A 14,088-nucleotide genomic window follows, 5' to 3' on the forward strand; every position below is an offset into this window, starting at 1 on the left:
GATGACTGCAACGATCGGGCGGTGGCCGGGCCCGCTGCCGGATCCGGCAGGCTCAAGAGAGGGCTTCCCGGGCCGAGGAGCGCATCGCGGAAGGACGTACGTCCTGTCCGCCGAACTCCCGGGCATCGAACCGGCCGAGGACGTCGAGATCAGCGTGAGGGAAGAGGGTGCCGACGCCACCGACGGAGCGCTCCGGGCAAAGATGCAGAAACAGCACGGAGTTCCGCTACGGCACCTTCGCCCGCGCGGTCCGGCTGCCCGCCGGGGCCTGCGGCGAGGACGCGCCCGCGGCGTACAGGCACGGTGTAGTGACCATCCCGGTCCCGGTCCCCGAAACGAAGTCGGGCACGCGGCCCGGGCATGCGGCCTGAGCGAGTCGCTCCAGGGGCACTCGCTGATGCCGGGGGGCTGCTGTGGCCGCCGGGTCACAGGCGCAGGGTGCGGCGCAGGGCGGTGGTCATCTCGTCGAGCTTGGCCTCGGCCGTCTCCGGGTCGAGCCGGGCCGCGTCGAGCACGCAGTGCCGGGCGTGGTCGTCGAGCAGGCCCAGGGCGACTTCCTGCAGGGCGTGGGTGACGGCGCTGATCTGGGTGAGGATGTCGATGCAGTAGCGCTCGTCCTCGACCATGCGGGTCACCCCTCGCACCTGTCCCTCCACCCGGTGCATCCGGGCCAGGTGGTCCTCCTTGCGGCTGTGGACGCCGCCCGGTCCCGCATGCTGCGGGTCATGTCCGCCGGGGACGGTGACCATCCCGCTCACCTCCGCGCAGGGGCTGGTGAAACCGCTGCCCGTTCGGGCCGCGCACCTTTCACTCTCGGCGCCGATACCCCCACCGTGTAGGGGCCCCTCGGCCCCGGGCGGGGGCCGAGGGGCCCCTGTCCGGCCGGTTCCCGGCGGCGGGAGGGTGGCGGTGTCCGCCACGCGCGATCCCCGGGGCCCGCCCCGCGCCGTGGGAAGCGAGGAGCCCGAGGAGCCCGATGATGTCTGTACTGCGCACCTTCGGCTGGTCCTTCGGCGTGACGCTGCTGGGCCTGGGGGCGGCGCTGCTGGCCTGGGGGCCCGGCGGGCTGGCCGCGGTGGCGGTCCTCGGCGTGCTGGAGGTGTCGCTGTCGTTCGACAACGCGGTGGTCAACGCCACCGTGCTGCGCCGGATGGACGCGTTCTGGCAGCGGATGTTCCTGACCGTGGGCATCCTGATCGCGGTCTTCGGGATGCGGCTGGTCTTCCCGGTACTGGTGGTCTCGGTGACCACCAGGCTGAGCCCCGGGGCCGTCCTCGGCATGGCGATCGGCGACCCGGACTCCTACGCGGCGCACCTGGAACACGCCCACCCGGCCATCGCCGCCTTCGGCGGCATGTTCCTGCTGATGATCGCCCTGGACTTCCTCCTCGCCGAGCGGGACATCCACTGGCTGCCGCCGCTGGAACGCGCCCTGGCAAGGGCCGGCGGCCTCGACCGGCTGTCGGTCCTGGTCGCCCTGGCCGCGCTGGCGACCGCCGCCGCGACCCTGGCCGGGCCCAGCTCCTCCACCGTGCTGCTGGCCGGGACGCTGGGACTGATCGCCTACCTGGCGGTCGGCGGCCTGTCCCAGTACTTCCAGGCCCCGGCGGAGGAAGCACAGGCCGACCCGGCCCCCGCGCTCACCCGGCAACGGCCGCGCGCCATCGCCGTGGGCAAGGCCGCGTTCTTCCTGTTCCTCTACCTGGAGGTGCTGGACGCCTCGTTCTCCTTCGACGGCGTGGTCGGCGCGTTCGCCATCAGCCAGAACATCTTCCAGATCGCGCTCGGGCTGGGGATCGGCGCGATGTACATCCGGTCACTGACCGTACACTTGGTGCGTCGCGGCACCCTGGACGACTACGTCTACCTGGAGCACGGCGCGCACTACGCGATCGGCGCGCTCGCCGTCATCCTCCTCGTCACGATCAAGTACGACGTGCCGCAGGTGGTCACCGGCGGCATCGGCGTGGCACTCATCGGCGCCTCCTTCCTCTCCTCGCTCGCCCGCAACCGCCGCCGACAGAGCGGTCGGCCGGACCAGGACACGGACCGGGAAGCTGGCCCCGTACGACGCTGAGCGCCGCCCGGCAGCGAGGAAGGGACCTTCGGCCCAACGCTAAGACCCTTAGTACCCATGCGGGGTTCCCGTTGGTGGGCGAGGGTGGAGAACAAAGGGAGATCCACGGCAACGAATCCAAGAGATGTGGGAGCCGGAGATCACATCGAAACTGCTCACAGGCGTCGCGGCCGCGGTCGCCGCCGTTGCTGTTCTGCTCTGGCTCGGCGTGCCGCCGCTTGTGCTGGTGCTGCTCGCGCTCGTGGTGGCGTGCCCGCTGAGCATGGCCTTCATGCACGGCGGCCACGGCGATGGAACGAACGCCGACCACCAGCACGGGAACCACGACGGGGCCGACCTCAGGAAGAGGGGACCGCATCACCACTGACCGTCCACAGACCCGTCACGGCTGGAGGACAGGCTCCCCGTGCCTGGCGGCCGGGCGCGGGGGATGGTGGATTCAAGGCAGCCGAATCAGCGGCCCGACCCCGTCACGGTCGTGGGCCGGGAGGAAGTGAGAGGCCATGAGCAGCATCGCCCGCCGCATCGCGAACCTGTTCCGGATCAAGGCGAACAAGGCCTTGGACCGGGCCGAGGACCCGCGCGAGATCCTGGACTACTCCTACGAGCAGCAGCGGGAGCTGCTGCAGAAGGTACGGCGCGGCGTGGCGGACGTCGCCACCAGCCGCAAACGCCTCGAACTGCAGACGCGCACCCTGGAGCAGTCCGGCGGCAAGCTGCAGGACCAGGCCCAGAAGGCACTGGCCATCGGACGTGAGGACCTCGCCCGCGAGGCCGTGGGACGCCGGGCGGCGGTGACCGCGCAGATCACCGACCTGCAGGGCCAGCATGCCGCGCTGCAGGCCCAGGAGGAGAAACTCACCCTGGCCTCACAGCGTCTTGAAACCAAGGTGGATGCCTTCCGCACCCACAAGGAGACCATCAAGGCCACCTACACCGCCGCCGAGGCGCAGACCCGGATCACCGAGGCCGTCACCGGCATCGGCGAGGAGATGGGCGACGTCGGCATGGCCATCCAGCGAGCCCAGGACAAGACCGAGCAGCTCCAGGCCCGCGCCGGGGCGCTGGACGAGCTGATCGCCTCCGGCGCTCTGGAGGACGCCACCCTCCCGGCCGGCCGGGACGACATCCAGGCCGAACTCGACCGGGCCACTGCGGGCGGGGACGTCGAGCTGGAGCTGGCCCGGATGAAGCAGCAGCTCGCGCCCGCCCCCGCCGCGCCCGCCCTGGAGGACGGCAGGCCCGCGGAGGCCGGAGCCGACAAGGAGGGATCGTCGTGATCATGCGGATTCTCGGCGAAGGCCAGTACGAGATCGCCGACGCTCACCTGAACCAGCTCAACGAGCTGGACGCCCCGGTGCAGTCGGCCGCAGCCTCCGGCGACGAGCAGGCGTTCGCCACCGCGCTGCGGGCGCTGCTGGACACCGTACGATCCCTGGGAACCCCGCTCCCGCCCGACACGCTCGCGCCGTCCAACCTGATCCTCCCCGACGAGGACGCCACCCTCCACGAGGTGCAGGCGCTGCTGGCCGGCGAGGGCCTGATTCCGGGGTGACGGCCGTGCGCAGCCGCTTCGCTCCCGACCGGCAGCTGACCGCCCGCATGGGTGTCACGCTGTTCCTGCTCGGACTGCTGTACGTGGCGTTCGTCGCCGTGCTGATCGCGCTGCTCAAGTCGTGGATCATCGTGGTGGTCATCGCCGCCGGTCTGCTGGCCGCGCAGTACTGGTTCTCCGACCGGATCGCCCTGTTCGCGATGCACGGCCGCCTCGTCACCCCCGAGGAGGAGCCCCAGCTGCACGGGATCATCGACCGGCTGTGCGCCACCGCGGACATGCCCAAACCCCGGGTGGCGCTCTCCCGGATGGACATGCCCAACGCCTTCGCCACCGGCCGCAACGCCAACCACGCCGTCGTCTGCGTCACCACCGGCCTGCAGCGCCGCCTGGAACCCGACGAGCTGGAGGGCGTACTCGCCCACGAGCTGTCCCACGTCGCGCACCGCGACGTCGCGGTCATCACCATCGCCTCGTTCCTGGGCGTGATCGCCGGGCTCATGGTCCGCTTCGCCTTCTACTCCCAGCTCTTCGGCGGGCGCGACCGGCGCGACGACCAGAACACCGCCGCGCTCCTTTTCGCCGTCATGGCGGTCTCCGCCCTCGTCTACGCCCTCAGCTTCCTGCTCATCCGCGCCTTGTCCCGCTACCGGGAACTGGCCGCCGACCGGGCGGGCGTCATGCTCACCGGCAAGCCCTCCGCCCTGGCGTCGGCCCTGACCAAGGTCAGCGGCGACATCGCCCGCATCCCCACCCAGGACCTGCGCACCGCCCAGGCGTTCAACGCCTTCTTCTTCACCCCCGCCCTCGGCCCGGGCACGGTCGTGGCCAACCTGTTCTCCACCCACCCCACCCTCCAGCGCCGCCTCGACCAGCTCGCCGAGATCTCCGCCGAGCTGGGCCGCCCGGGCTGAGCGAGCAGCACGTCAAGGAGGATCCCGGATGAGCGACGGCCCTGTTGCGCAGGCGCACCCGCACGCCCTGGTGGTGGACGACGAGGCGGAGCTGGGCCGGCTGGTCGGCGACTACCTGTCCCGCGAGGGGTTCGCCGTGGACGTCGTACGCAACGGCGTGGACGCCCTGGATCTGGCCCGGAGCGCGGCACCCGACGTGGTGGTCCTGGATGTGATGATGCCCGGCATCGACGGCGTGGAGGTGTGCCGGCAGCTGCGCACCTTCAGCGACGCGTACGTCATCATGCTGACCGCCCGCGTGGAGGAGGTCGACAAGCTCATCGGCCTGTCGGTGGGCGCCGACGACTACCTGACCAAGCCGTTCAGCCCGCGGGAGCTGGTCGCCCGCATCAAGGCGATGCTGCGCCGCCCCCGCGGCGGGCAGCCGGCGCCGGGTCACGCGCTGGTCCGCCGGTTCGGCGAGCTGACCATCGACCCGGAGGCCCGGGAGGTCACCCTCACCGGCCGCCCGGTCGAGCTGACCCGGCTGGAGTTCGACCTGCTGGAGGCGCTGTCCTCGCGCCCCCGCCTGGCGTTCAGCCGACGGCAGCTGATCGAGCGGGTCTGGGGACCGGAGTGGGGCGGGGATGAGCACATCGTGGACGTCCACGTCGCCCGGCTGCGGCGCAAACTGAGCGACGACCCGGTCGCCTCCCGGTTCGTGCTCACCGTGCGCGGGATCGGCTACCGGATGGGCCCCGGCTGATGCCCCGGCGCCCGGGCCTGACCGGGCGGCTGGTGATCGCCCAGTTGCTCGTGGTACTCGCCGGGCTCCTCGCCCTCGCCACCGTCGCCTTCGTCATCGGCCCACCGCTGCTGAGGCGCCACCTGCGCCGCGCGGTCGGCACGGTCTCCCCGCAGCTGTCCCGGCACCTGGAGGACGCCTTCCTGGCCGCGGGCGGCATCGCGCTGGCCATCGCCATGGCCGCATGTCTGATCGCCGCCGTCGTCACCGCCGTGCTCCTCACCCGCCGCTTGTCGCGCCCCGTGCGTGCCCTGGCCGGCGCGGCGGCCCGCCTCGCCGACGGGGACTACACCGCGCGCCTGGACGCGCCGCACCTGGGGCCCGAGTTCGAGGCCCTCACCGGCGCCTTCAACACCATGGCCGACGCCCTGGAGAGCACCGAGCGCACCCGCCGCCGGCTGCTCGGTGACGTCGCCCACGAGCTGCGCACCCCGCTCGCCACCATCGAGGCGTACCTCGAGGGCCTGGCCGACGGGGTGCGCACCCTCGACGCGCACACCCTGCAGGTGCTGGACGCGCAGACCACCCGGCTGCACCGGCTGGTCGAGGACATCTCCCTGGTCTCCCGCGCCGAGGAACACCGGCTCACCCTGAGCAGGGCCACCGTGCCCTCCGCCCGGCTGCTGGAAGCGGCCGCGGCCGCCGTCCGCCCCGCCTTCCAGACCAAGGGCGTGGACCTGCGCGTCAGTGTCGCCCCCCGCACCCCGGCGCTGGAGGCGGACGCCGACCGGCTCGTGCAGGTGCTCGTCAACCTGCTCACCAACGCGCTGCGCCACACCCCGGCCGGCGGCGCCGTCACCCTCGCCGCCGAACCGGTCGGTGCGGGGGTGATGCTCAGCGTCGCGGACACCGGCGAGGGCATCGCCGCCGAACACCTGCCTCACGTCTTCGAACGGTTCTACCGGGCCGACCCCGCCCGCGACCGCGCCCACGGCGGCTCCGGCATCGGACTGGCCATCGCCCGCGCCCTGGTCCACGCGCACGGCGGCACCATCACCGCCGACAGTGCCGGGCCCGGCCTGGGGGCCGTCTTCCGGATCAGCCTCCCGGCTGCGAACGACGGCCCCGGCCTTCAGGGAAGCAACGTCGGAGGTTGACGGAATCGTCACAATCCGCCTGAATCATCGGAGCTCATAGGAGGAACACAGAATGAGCACACGATGGTTCACACCCCGCTGGCTGGTCGCCCTGGTCGCGGGCGCCGGGGTCGGTATCGGCCTGTGGGCGAGCGGGTCGCCGAAACCCAGGGCTTCCGCCCTGGTCGGGCCGGGCGACCGCGCCGTCGGCACGGCCGAGGCCGCCCGCCGGGCGAAGGACGCCCGCGTGCGGGACGTGACCCTGACGGCCGCCCCCACCACGCTCCGGCTCGACGGCCGCAAGGTCACCACCTGGGCCTTCAACCAAACCGTGCCCGGCCCACAGATCCGCGTCAACGCGGGCGACGTCCTGCGCGCCCGGGTGATCAACCGGCTGCCCCAGCCGCTGACCGTGCACTGGCACGGGATCGCGCTGCGCAACGACATGGACGGCGTGCCCGACGTGACCCAGAAGGCGATCAAGCCCGGCGGGCAGTTCGTGTACCGGTTCACGGTGACCGATCCGGGCACGTTCTTCTACCACAGCCACGTCGGCACGCAGCTGGACCGCGGACTGTACGGGCCGCTCATCGTGGACGACCCCCGCGACACCACGGCGCCGCGCCGCGACATCACCGTCCTGCTCGACGACTGGATCGACGGCACCGGCCAAACCCCCGACCAGGTCCTCACCAAACTCCGCTCCGGCGCCACGACCGGGATGGACTCCTCCGGCACAGGGTCCCCGGACATGGGATCCATGCCCGGCATGAGCAGCGCCTCGTCGGACAGCTCGTCAAGCGGTTCGCAGATGAGCGAGAACATGCCCACCCGGACCAGCCCGCTGGGCGAGGACACCACCGACCTGACGTACCCGTACTACCTCATCAACGGCCGCCCTGCGACCGACCCCGCCACCGTCACGGTCACGCCCGGGGAGCGCATCCGGCTGCGCATCATCAACGCCGCCTCGACCACCCCCTTCCGGGTCGCGGTCGGCGGCAGCAGGCTGACCGTCACCGCCTCGGACGGATTCCCGGTCCGGCCCGTCACGGCGGACACCATTCTGCTGGGCATGGGCGAGCGCTACGACGCGGTCGTCACCGTGCCCCGCTCCGGGGCGGTCCCGTTGGTCGCGAAGGCCGAAGGAACGTCGGCGCAGGCACTGGCGGTGCTCCGTACGGGGACCGGCACAAACCCCATGCCCGACACCAAGGTGAAGGAACTGGCCGGCCGGCTCCTGACCTACGCCGACCTTCACGCCACCCGGGCTGCCGCGCTGCCCGCACGCACCCCCGAGCGGACCTACACCGTCAACCTGACCGGCACCATGACCACGTACAAGTGGGGCATAGCCGCCGCGAAGGAAGGCAGCGCCACGCTGCCGGTCCGGCAAGGCCAGCGGATCAGGCTGGTCCTGAAGAACGAAACCATGATGTGGCACCCGATGCACCTGCACGGCCACACCTTCCAGCTGGTCACCGGCTCCGCCCCGGGACCGCGCAAGGACACCGTCATCGTGCCGCCGATGAGCCGGGTCACCGTCGATCTCGACGCGAACAACCCCGGTCAATGGGCGCTGCACTGCCACAACATCTACCACGCCGAAGCCGGGATGCTGACCACTTTGTCCTACGTGAAGAAGTAGGGGTGTGTCGGCGCGCGGTGCGGAACGGGAAATAGCCCGTTCCGCACCGCATCGCGCATCCGGCGTGGGCGAGCCGGGCGAGGTCGGTGCGAACTCCGTGCGCCCGTCGGCCTGTCGGTCTCGGCGGGGCCGCGCCGGAGTCCCCCGGCTACCGCCCGACCGGAGCTCTTGGCCCGCCGCGGCGGCCTCACCGGTGGGCGGTGCTGTGCGCCGGGCTCGCGGCCGCCGCGTGGTCAGCGTGGGGCGGCTTCCCGCAGGAACTCCTCGATGAGGGCGGCGGTGTGCTCGGGCTGGTCCTCGGTGACGAAGGGCCCGGAGTCCTCGATGACGCGCAGCCGGGCGTCGGAGATGAGGCCGGCCAGCCGCTCGCCGTGGGCGAGGGGGAAGAAGTTCTGCCGGGCCCAGGCGATCAGGGCGGGGTGGGGGAAGGTCCGCAGTCCTTCGGCAGCTTCCCGGGTGAAGGCGGGGGAGATGGCGCGCACCAGGCGGGCGAAGTCCCGGCGGATCTCGGGGTGGTCGCGCAGCGGGCCGGTGTAGCTGGCCATGATGTCGGCGGGGATGGGGCGCCGGGTGAGCAGGCCGAAGGCGATCGGCAGCCGCTGGACGGGGCGCAGGCGCAGGGTCTCGGCGAGGACCTTCAGTCCGACCGGGGTGCGGCCGAAGAGCTGCAGGTGGCGGATGGGCCAGGGCAGGAAATTGTCGAAGGCGTCGCTGGGGGTCAGCACCAGGGAGCCGATGGCCTCCGGGTGGCGGGCGGCCACGGCCTGGCAGATGGCGCCGCCGGTGTCGTTGCCGACCAGGGCGGGCGCGGTCAGGTCCAGGGCGGCGATGGTGCGCCGGACGAGGTCGGCGAGTCCGAACAGGGTGAAGTCGGTGCCGGGGCGCATGGGCTGGACATGGCCGCCCAGCGGCCAGTCGGGGGTGATACAGCGGTAGCGGTCGCGCAATCGGGCCACGACGCCGCGCCAGACGTCGGCGTTGGCGATGATCCCGTGGACGAACACGATCGGCGGGCCCGCACCGGTGGCGTGGTAGCGGATGACTCCGTCGGGAAGTTCCACGTCCTTCACGGGGCCGAGCGCGGCGACGGCGGTGGCCATGGGCTACTCCTCTGGGTCGGCGGGCCGGGTCAGAAGTCCGGGGGTGATCAGTTCCAGCAGCAAGTCGGCGGCCTGGGCGGAACGCCAGCGGTGGCCGACGCGCATGTGCAGGTAGGTGCGGGTGAGCAGGTTGAACAGCAGCGTCGCGGTCTGCTCCGCCTCCAGGTGCGGCCGTACACTGCCGTCGGCCTGGCCGTCCTGGATCAGGCGCCGGAACGGGCTGATGTACACCTCGCGGGTGCCGCGACCGCCGTCGTCCTCGGTCCCGTCGAGGTGGAAGACCGGATCGGGCAGCGTGGACAGCCCTGTGAGCAGCCGCAGATGCTCCTCGACCACCGCGCACGCCGCGCGCATCGCCTGGAGCAAGCGGGCCGCACCGTCCCCGGGCCCCGTCACGGCCGGCCACAGGGCGGCCTGCCAGGCCTGCGCCGCCCCCACCACCAGGGCGTCCAGCAGCACGTCCTTGGTGATGCCCCGCCGGTAGAGCGTGACGCGGGAGACGCCCGCGGCCTGTGCCACCCGTTCGAGGGTGAAGTCGTGCCAGCCGTGCTCGGCCAGGACCTGCGCCGTCGCGGCCAGGACCGCCTCGTCCAGGACCGGGCTTGTGCTGCCGGTCACTCGCCCTCCCCAACGGTGCAACGCTAGTGTTGCATTCACGATACACAACCTTGTCAGAGAGTGGGGTGGGTGATGGGCACCTGGCAGCAGGGTGCGGCGGCCGCGCTGGTCGGGGCGGGAACGGCCGAGGCGCTCGCGGCGGCCTGGCAGGCGGTCTCCCCGGTGGACGCCGCAGGCAGGCTCGTGGTGGACACCGGCCCGCTGCCGGTGGTCGAACGCACCGTGAAGTACCTGCGCGGCGCGGACAAACCGGCCATCCGGGCAACGGTCGTCGCCACGCTCACCGGGGTCGGCGCCCTGCTGGGGCGGATGCCCCGCTACCTCCCTCGCGACCTGGCGTCCGCCGCCGCGGGCACGGCCGGTGCGGCCCTCGTCCTGCGCCGGCCGGGCGCGGGTGCCGACCCCCGCTCCCAGGCCCGGGCGCTGGGCGCGACCACGGTGGGAGCACTGGCCGCGGTGCTGGCGCTGTCCGCCTCCGCCCGCCGCGCCCCCGCGCTCGCCCTGGCCGGCGGCACCGCGCTGACGGTCGGCTTCCGCGCCCGGCGGCAGCAGCAGGCGCGGCACGATACCGACCGGACAGCCGCCAAGCTGCGAGTGGCGCGTCCCCTGCCGCCCTCGCGGGACGGCGCCGAGTCCTGGGCCGGGGTCAGCCCCCTGATGACGCCGGCCGAGGACTTCTACGTCACGGATGTCGCCATGCGGCCCCCGCTGGTCGACCCGGACGTCTGGCGGCTGGAGGTCACCGGCGCGTGCGCCGCACCGCTTCGGTTGTCGTACGCGCAGTTGCTGGAGCGGGACCTGGTCGAGTTCGACGCGGTGCTCTCCTGCGTTCACAACCGCCTGGGCTGGGACCGGCTGGGCAACCAGCGCTGGACCGGACTCCCGCTGCGCGCGCTCCTCGACGAGGCCGAACCGCACGACACGGCCCGTTTTCTGGTGACCCGTGCCGTCGACGGGTGGGAGTGCACGCTACCGCTGGATCTCGTGCGCCGGCAGGACGCGTATGTGGTGGTGGGCATGGCCGGCCGTCCGCTCAGCGCCGCGCACGGGTTCCCCGCCCGGGTGTTCGTGCCCGGTATCTACGGACAGTTCACCGGTGCCAAATGGCTGACCGGACTGCGCCTGGCCGAGCACCCGAACCAGGACTACTGGCTCCCCCGTGGATGGCCGCGCGAGCCGGTGCCGGTGCGCCCCACGGCACGCATCGACACGCCGGCCGCAGGGCGCCTGCCGGGCCGCCCGCTGGTGTGCGCCGGAGTGGCCTGGGCGCCCCCGCACGGAGTCGAGACGGTCGAGATCCGGATCGACGACGGCCCGTGGCAGCCGGCCGAACTCGCTGGCGAACTCGCCCCGGCAGCCTGGCGGCGCTGGCGCCTGCCGCTTGCCCTGCCCCCGGGCCGGCACACGATCCAGGCCCGCTGCGTCGCCCGGGGTGGAGAGTTCCAGAGCCCGGTGCCCCGGACGCCCTTCCCCACCGGAGCCTCCGGCTACCACACGGTCACCGTCACCACGACGGCCTGATGACGGCCTGATACAGCCATTGCACCGGTGTCCGGCCCCGGCCCTCGGTTCGGGGCCGGTACCGGCGGTGGGCGATCGCGGCCGGCCCGACGGGTGCGGGGGCCGTCTGCGCCTGGCCGAGCGGGCCACCCGGCCCCATTCCTCGGTGAGGCCCATGCGGGCGTGCAGACGGCGCAGCGGACCGGGCGCCCACCAGTTGGCCCGGCCTGCCGCATCACGGCCGGGACGAGGATGCCGCGTGTGTGGCCTCTACCAGCACGGCGAGCGCGAGGCCCACGCCCAAAGGAAGTCGGCCCGACCATGCGGAAAGCACCACGATCGACGGCCGTTTCTTCCTCAGAGGTCATGCGACGGCGGTCGGTGCGGTGCCAGCGGTGTCAACCGAATTCAAGCGCTGATCCATGCCCAGCCCCTTGTGGCCGCCCTGGCTCGATTGGTCTGGGCCTCCGACACGCCAGGTCCCTCGACCTCCAGGGCGTGCGCGACCTTGCCGGCGTTGTCGGCGGTGAAGGCGTACGTGCCCGGTGTGAAGGCGGCCCGGGACAGCTTCAGCGCGTACTCGGTCTCGGTGACCGTCACCTGCGTGCCGGGGGTGGTCTTGGTCGCGCTTCCTGTGTCATTCACCTGACCGCCGCCACCCCCGCCGGAGCAAGCCGCAGGGACAAGCGCGGCGGAGAACGCCAGCGCCGGGGATACGGATGCGAGAGGTGCCCTGTTCAGGGCGCGAGCCGTTTCCTTGAATTATGACTTTCATCCATCACGCCCGTCGGCCACAACCCGATCACGGCCCCGCCGACGACGAGTGCCGCGCTGACCGCGGCCACCGCTGCCGTGGCCCACCTGCGGGCGGGCCAGGCGCCTATGAGACTGCTCCTTGAGATCAGACCGCCGACCGGCAGACCTGGCGACGGGGGGACGCCTGATCCCGGCCTCCGGCCGACGGCTGACAGCCATCCTAAGTCGCTAATTTGCTTAGTAGCAATCATGGCTTGACCGTCGGCGCCAGCGAGGCCGGGTGAGGTGCTGGCCGTGGGCGAGGCCGCTCATCCGCTGCTGGTAGGAGTGACCGTCAATCCGGCCATGCAGCAGCAGGTCGGTGTTCCACCGTTCCTCGGCCTCCAGTGCCGCGCGCCGCCGCCGGAGGAGGGCGAGCAGGGGTCGGCGGGCCCAGCGAGGGGTGACCAGGCGTGTGGTGTCGCAGAGCATGGTGGCGAAGAGCAGTACGGCGATCACTACTGCGGCGGCGGCCACGGGGCTGTGGGTCTTCGGCTCAGCTCCGCAGGGGGTGGCGTGCGTCCTTCTGTGCGGCGCGCAGGTCGGCGATTTCCCTGCGCAGTTCGTCCAGTTCGGCGTGCGTCGAGGGTGTGTCGCTTCGCTGAGTGGTGTGGGCGCCGCCACGCATCATGAACCACATCATCAGGCCCATGCCGACGGGGCAGGCCAGCAGGAGGAGCGGATACAGCAACTGGGGCATGGCGACCTCCCGGTGAATGGCGGGTCGCGTATCCGGCCCGCCGATGAGCCGTCTACTAAGTAATTTAGATAATTCGGGAGTTTGTCGCCAGTTCGGTGGGACCGGAATCACAAGGGAGGCTGGAAGCCGGTGATCAGCGTCTGGAGTTGGGCGATCAGTTGTCCCCACCCGCCGGTCACCTGATGACGCCCGCCGCCACCAGCAGCACTCCGCCGAACCGCATCACGGCCCATGCATGCCGCCGGGCGCATGTGGCGGCCCGGTGCCCTGCGTTCGCGCTGTCGGCGGCCAGTGAGAGAGCGGCCGCGAGGAGGGGGACGTCGTGGCAACAATGACCTACGAGGTCGTCGGCGGGGGCGGTCGCCGTCCTCCGTGCGCGCGGTGGCGCCGAGATCCTTGTCGGATTCCGGGGGTCGGCGTGACGGATGCCAAGTCGTGGTTCACGTTCGTCGCCCCTCCGGTGCGGCCAGGTAATACTCTCAGGGGGTATGGGCCAGATGGAGATTAGCGAGGGCGAGCACGCACCGCCGGGATATCACGATGACAAGGACGCCGTCCTCAAACGACTGCGCCGCATTGAGGGCCAGGTCCGTGGCCTGCAACGCTTGGTCGAGGAGGATCAGTACTGCATCGACGTACTCACTCAGGTCTCAGCCACCACCAAGGCCCTCCAGGCGGTGGCCGTGCAACTGCTGGAAGGCCACCTGGGACACTGCGTCCACGAGGCCATCGCCGCTGGAGGCGACGAGGCGCGGGACAAGGTCGCCGAGGCCTCCCAGGCCATCGCCCGGCTGATGCGCACCTGATCCTGCACCCGCGTCTCCCGACACCTCGGTACGGCAACCAGAGTTCATACGGAACCACGAGGAACACCGGAGAACGGCACGGTGCGCTCATGGGCCTCGGCGCGACGTTGGGGGCGAGCCCTATAAGGAAGGTGGGGACTACCGGTCCCGGTAGCCCCCACCTTCCGCGGTGGGGCGTGCTTGATCAGCCCCACGCACGGGCCATGACGAGGAGACGGCGGTACGGATCGTCGTAAGGGGCCCTGAGGCCGATCGCCCACGGCCCGGCAATCCTCGGATCGCCGAGACCGAGTCGGCCGGCTGCGCGTTCCGGCCCGGTGGGGCTGTGACAGCAAGGGCCCGGCGCGACCGACTGCCTGCGGGAGCACTCGGTTCCCGCATCGCCTGGGGGAAATAGCCCCGGCGGGTCCGGCCAGCGTAGCCGGGGTGATCAGCGTCGATGTATCTGCGGTCCTGGCCGGACCGGGCGGTGTTGACGCCCCGGAGCAGGCGGGGCGCGCAGCCCGATGGGCGTG

Annotated in this window: 17 protein-coding genes; 11 read left to right on the top strand and 6 right to left on the bottom strand. The window is 71.9% G+C overall.

Translation table 11 applies throughout. The features are described from left to right. Nucleotides 1–167: 167 nt before the first annotated feature. A complete protein-coding gene (locus tag SMIR_RS44135; RefSeq protein ID WP_249938682.1) occupies nucleotides 168–371 on the top strand; it encodes an Hsp20 family protein in 204 nt (67 codons plus the stop codon). A gap of 54 nt (nucleotides 372–425) precedes the next feature. Here the strand turns inward: SMIR_RS44135 and SMIR_RS41075 are convergent, their stop codons facing one another. Beyond that, nucleotides 426–749 carry a metal-sensitive transcriptional regulator gene (locus SMIR_RS41075; RefSeq protein ID WP_212728595.1) on the bottom strand — a complete coding sequence of 108 codons (324 nt, stop codon included), beginning with the start codon at nucleotides 747–749 and terminating at the stop codon, nucleotides 426–428. A 227-nt stretch (nucleotides 750–976) separates the two neighbouring features. Between SMIR_RS41075 and SMIR_RS41080 the strand changes: the two genes are divergently transcribed. The 8 genes from SMIR_RS41080 (at nucleotide 977) to SMIR_RS41115 (ending at nucleotide 8,054) form a co-directional block, all read left to right on the top strand. Continuing rightward, entirely contained in the window at nucleotides 977–2,077 is a 1,101-nt protein-coding gene (locus SMIR_RS41080) for a DUF475 domain-containing protein (protein ID WP_249938683.1), read from the top strand. Nucleotides 2,078–2,201: 124 nt separating this feature from the next. Further along, nucleotides 2,202–2,444, top strand: a complete 243-nt coding sequence (locus SMIR_RS41085) for a DUF2933 domain-containing protein (protein ID WP_212728596.1) — start codon at nucleotides 2,202–2,204, stop codon at nucleotides 2,442–2,444. Between the two features lie 136 nt (nucleotides 2,445–2,580). Beyond that, nucleotides 2,581–3,357, top strand: coding sequence for a PspA/IM30 family protein (locus SMIR_RS41090; RefSeq protein WP_212728597.1), 777 nt, complete (start codon nucleotides 2,581–2,583; stop codon nucleotides 3,355–3,357). A 2-nt stretch (nucleotides 3,358–3,359) separates the two neighbouring features. After that, the gene (gene pspAA, locus SMIR_RS41095) at nucleotides 3,360–3,632 is read left to right on the top strand and encodes a PspA-associated protein PspAA (protein ID WP_422664548.1); all 273 of its coding nucleotides are present in this window, start codon (nucleotides 3,360–3,362) and stop codon (nucleotides 3,630–3,632) included. A 5-nt stretch (nucleotides 3,633–3,637) separates the two neighbouring features. Beyond that, nucleotides 3,638–4,546, top strand: coding sequence for a zinc metalloprotease HtpX (gene htpX, locus SMIR_RS41100; protein WP_212728599.1), 909 nt, complete (start codon nucleotides 3,638–3,640; stop codon nucleotides 4,544–4,546). Between the two features lie 28 nt (nucleotides 4,547–4,574). Next, nucleotides 4,575–5,291: a response regulator gene (locus SMIR_RS41105; RefSeq protein ID WP_212728600.1), complete on the top strand. Its 717-nt coding sequence runs from the start codon at nucleotides 4,575–4,577 to the stop codon at nucleotides 5,289–5,291. Further along, complete coding sequence (locus SMIR_RS41110) at nucleotides 5,291–6,427, top strand: sensor histidine kinase (RefSeq protein ID WP_212728601.1); 1,137 nt, start codon at nucleotides 5,291–5,293, stop codon at nucleotides 6,425–6,427. The genes SMIR_RS41105 and SMIR_RS41110 overlap by 1 nt, the downstream gene beginning before the upstream one ends. Before the next feature lie 52 nt (nucleotides 6,428–6,479). Continuing rightward, entirely contained in the window at nucleotides 6,480–8,054 is a 1,575-nt protein-coding gene (locus SMIR_RS41115) for a multicopper oxidase family protein (protein WP_212728602.1), read from the top strand. Nucleotides 8,055–8,287: 233 nt separating this feature from the next. On the opposite strand, the gene SMIR_RS41120 is transcribed toward SMIR_RS41115, so the two are convergent. Both SMIR_RS41120 and SMIR_RS41125 read right to left on the bottom strand, forming a co-directional pair. Further along, entirely contained in the window at nucleotides 8,288–9,154 is an 867-nt protein-coding gene (locus tag SMIR_RS41120) for an alpha/beta fold hydrolase (protein ID WP_212728603.1), read from the bottom strand. A 3-nt stretch (nucleotides 9,155–9,157) separates the two neighbouring features. Then, complete coding sequence (locus SMIR_RS41125) at nucleotides 9,158–9,772, bottom strand: TetR/AcrR family transcriptional regulator (protein ID WP_212728604.1); 615 nt, start codon at nucleotides 9,770–9,772, stop codon at nucleotides 9,158–9,160. 72 nt (nucleotides 9,773–9,844) lie between these two features. On the opposite strand from SMIR_RS41125, the gene SMIR_RS41130 reads away from it, so the two are divergent. Beyond that, nucleotides 9,845–11,293, top strand: a complete 1,449-nt coding sequence (locus SMIR_RS41130) for a molybdopterin-dependent oxidoreductase (RefSeq protein ID WP_249938733.1) — start codon at nucleotides 9,845–9,847, stop codon at nucleotides 11,291–11,293. Nucleotides 11,294–11,680: 387 nt separating this feature from the next. Here SMIR_RS41130 and SMIR_RS41135 read toward each other — a convergent pair whose 3' ends face one another. From SMIR_RS41135 to SMIR_RS41145, 3 genes are all read right to left on the bottom strand, one after another. Continuing rightward, nucleotides 11,681–11,917 (bottom strand): hypothetical protein, encoded by a 237-nt coding sequence (locus tag SMIR_RS41135; RefSeq protein ID WP_212728606.1) that lies wholly within the window; start codon nucleotides 11,915–11,917, stop codon nucleotides 11,681–11,683. Between the two features lie 348 nt (nucleotides 11,918–12,265). Then, entirely contained in the window at nucleotides 12,266–12,544 is a 279-nt protein-coding gene (locus tag SMIR_RS41140; RefSeq protein ID WP_212728607.1) for a hypothetical protein, read from the bottom strand. A gap of 19 nt (nucleotides 12,545–12,563) precedes the next feature. Then, nucleotides 12,564–12,767, bottom strand: coding sequence for a hypothetical protein (locus tag SMIR_RS41145; protein ID WP_212728608.1), 204 nt, complete (start codon nucleotides 12,765–12,767; stop codon nucleotides 12,564–12,566). Between the two features lie 488 nt (nucleotides 12,768–13,255). Here SMIR_RS41145 and SMIR_RS41150 point away from each other — a divergent pair, with 488 nt between their 5' ends. Continuing rightward, a complete protein-coding gene (locus SMIR_RS41150; protein ID WP_212728609.1) occupies nucleotides 13,256–13,573 on the top strand; it encodes a metal-sensitive transcriptional regulator in 318 nt (105 codons plus the stop codon). The last annotated feature ends 515 nt before the right edge of the window (nucleotides 13,574–14,088 follow it).

The organism is Streptomyces mirabilis, from assembly GCF_018310535.1.
Lineage (GTDB): Bacteria > Actinomycetota > Actinomycetes > Streptomycetales > Streptomycetaceae > Streptomyces.

Bases quoted from the DNA above. Each gene is read 5' to 3' on its own strand.
- SMIR_RS41105 (WP_212728600.1), top strand. From the start codon at position 4,575: ATGAGCGACGGCCCTGTTGCGCAGGCGCACCCGCACGCCCTGGTGGTG.
- SMIR_RS41130 (WP_249938733.1), top strand. From the start codon at position 9,845: ATGGGCACCTGGCAGCAGGGTGCGGCGGCCGCGCTGGTCGGGGCGGGA.
- SMIR_RS41120 (WP_212728603.1), bottom strand. From the start codon at position 9,154: ATGGCCACCGCCGTCGCCGCGCTCGGCCCCGTGAAGGACGTGGAACTT.
- SMIR_RS41115 (WP_212728602.1), top strand. From the start codon at position 6,480: ATGAGCACACGATGGTTCACACCCCGCTGGCTGGTCGCCCTGGTCGCG.
- SMIR_RS41080 (WP_249938683.1), top strand. From the start codon at position 977: ATGATGTCTGTACTGCGCACCTTCGGCTGGTCCTTCGGCGTGACGCTG.
- SMIR_RS41150 (WP_212728609.1), top strand. From the start codon at position 13,256: ATGGGCCAGATGGAGATTAGCGAGGGCGAGCACGCACCGCCGGGATAT.
- SMIR_RS41085 (WP_212728596.1), top strand. From the start codon at position 2,202: ATGTGGGAGCCGGAGATCACATCGAAACTGCTCACAGGCGTCGCGGCC.
- SMIR_RS41075 (WP_212728595.1), bottom strand. From the start codon at position 749: ATGGTCACCGTCCCCGGCGGACATGACCCGCAGCATGCGGGACCGGGC.
- SMIR_RS41110 (WP_212728601.1), top strand. From the start codon at position 5,291: ATGCCCCGGCGCCCGGGCCTGACCGGGCGGCTGGTGATCGCCCAGTTG.
- SMIR_RS41145 (WP_212728608.1), bottom strand. From the start codon at position 12,767: ATGCCCCAGTTGCTGTATCCGCTCCTCCTGCTGGCCTGCCCCGTCGGC.
- pspAA (WP_422664548.1), top strand. From the start codon at position 3,360: ATGCGGATTCTCGGCGAAGGCCAGTACGAGATCGCCGACGCTCACCTG.
- SMIR_RS41090 (WP_212728597.1), top strand. From the start codon at position 2,581: ATGAGCAGCATCGCCCGCCGCATCGCGAACCTGTTCCGGATCAAGGCG.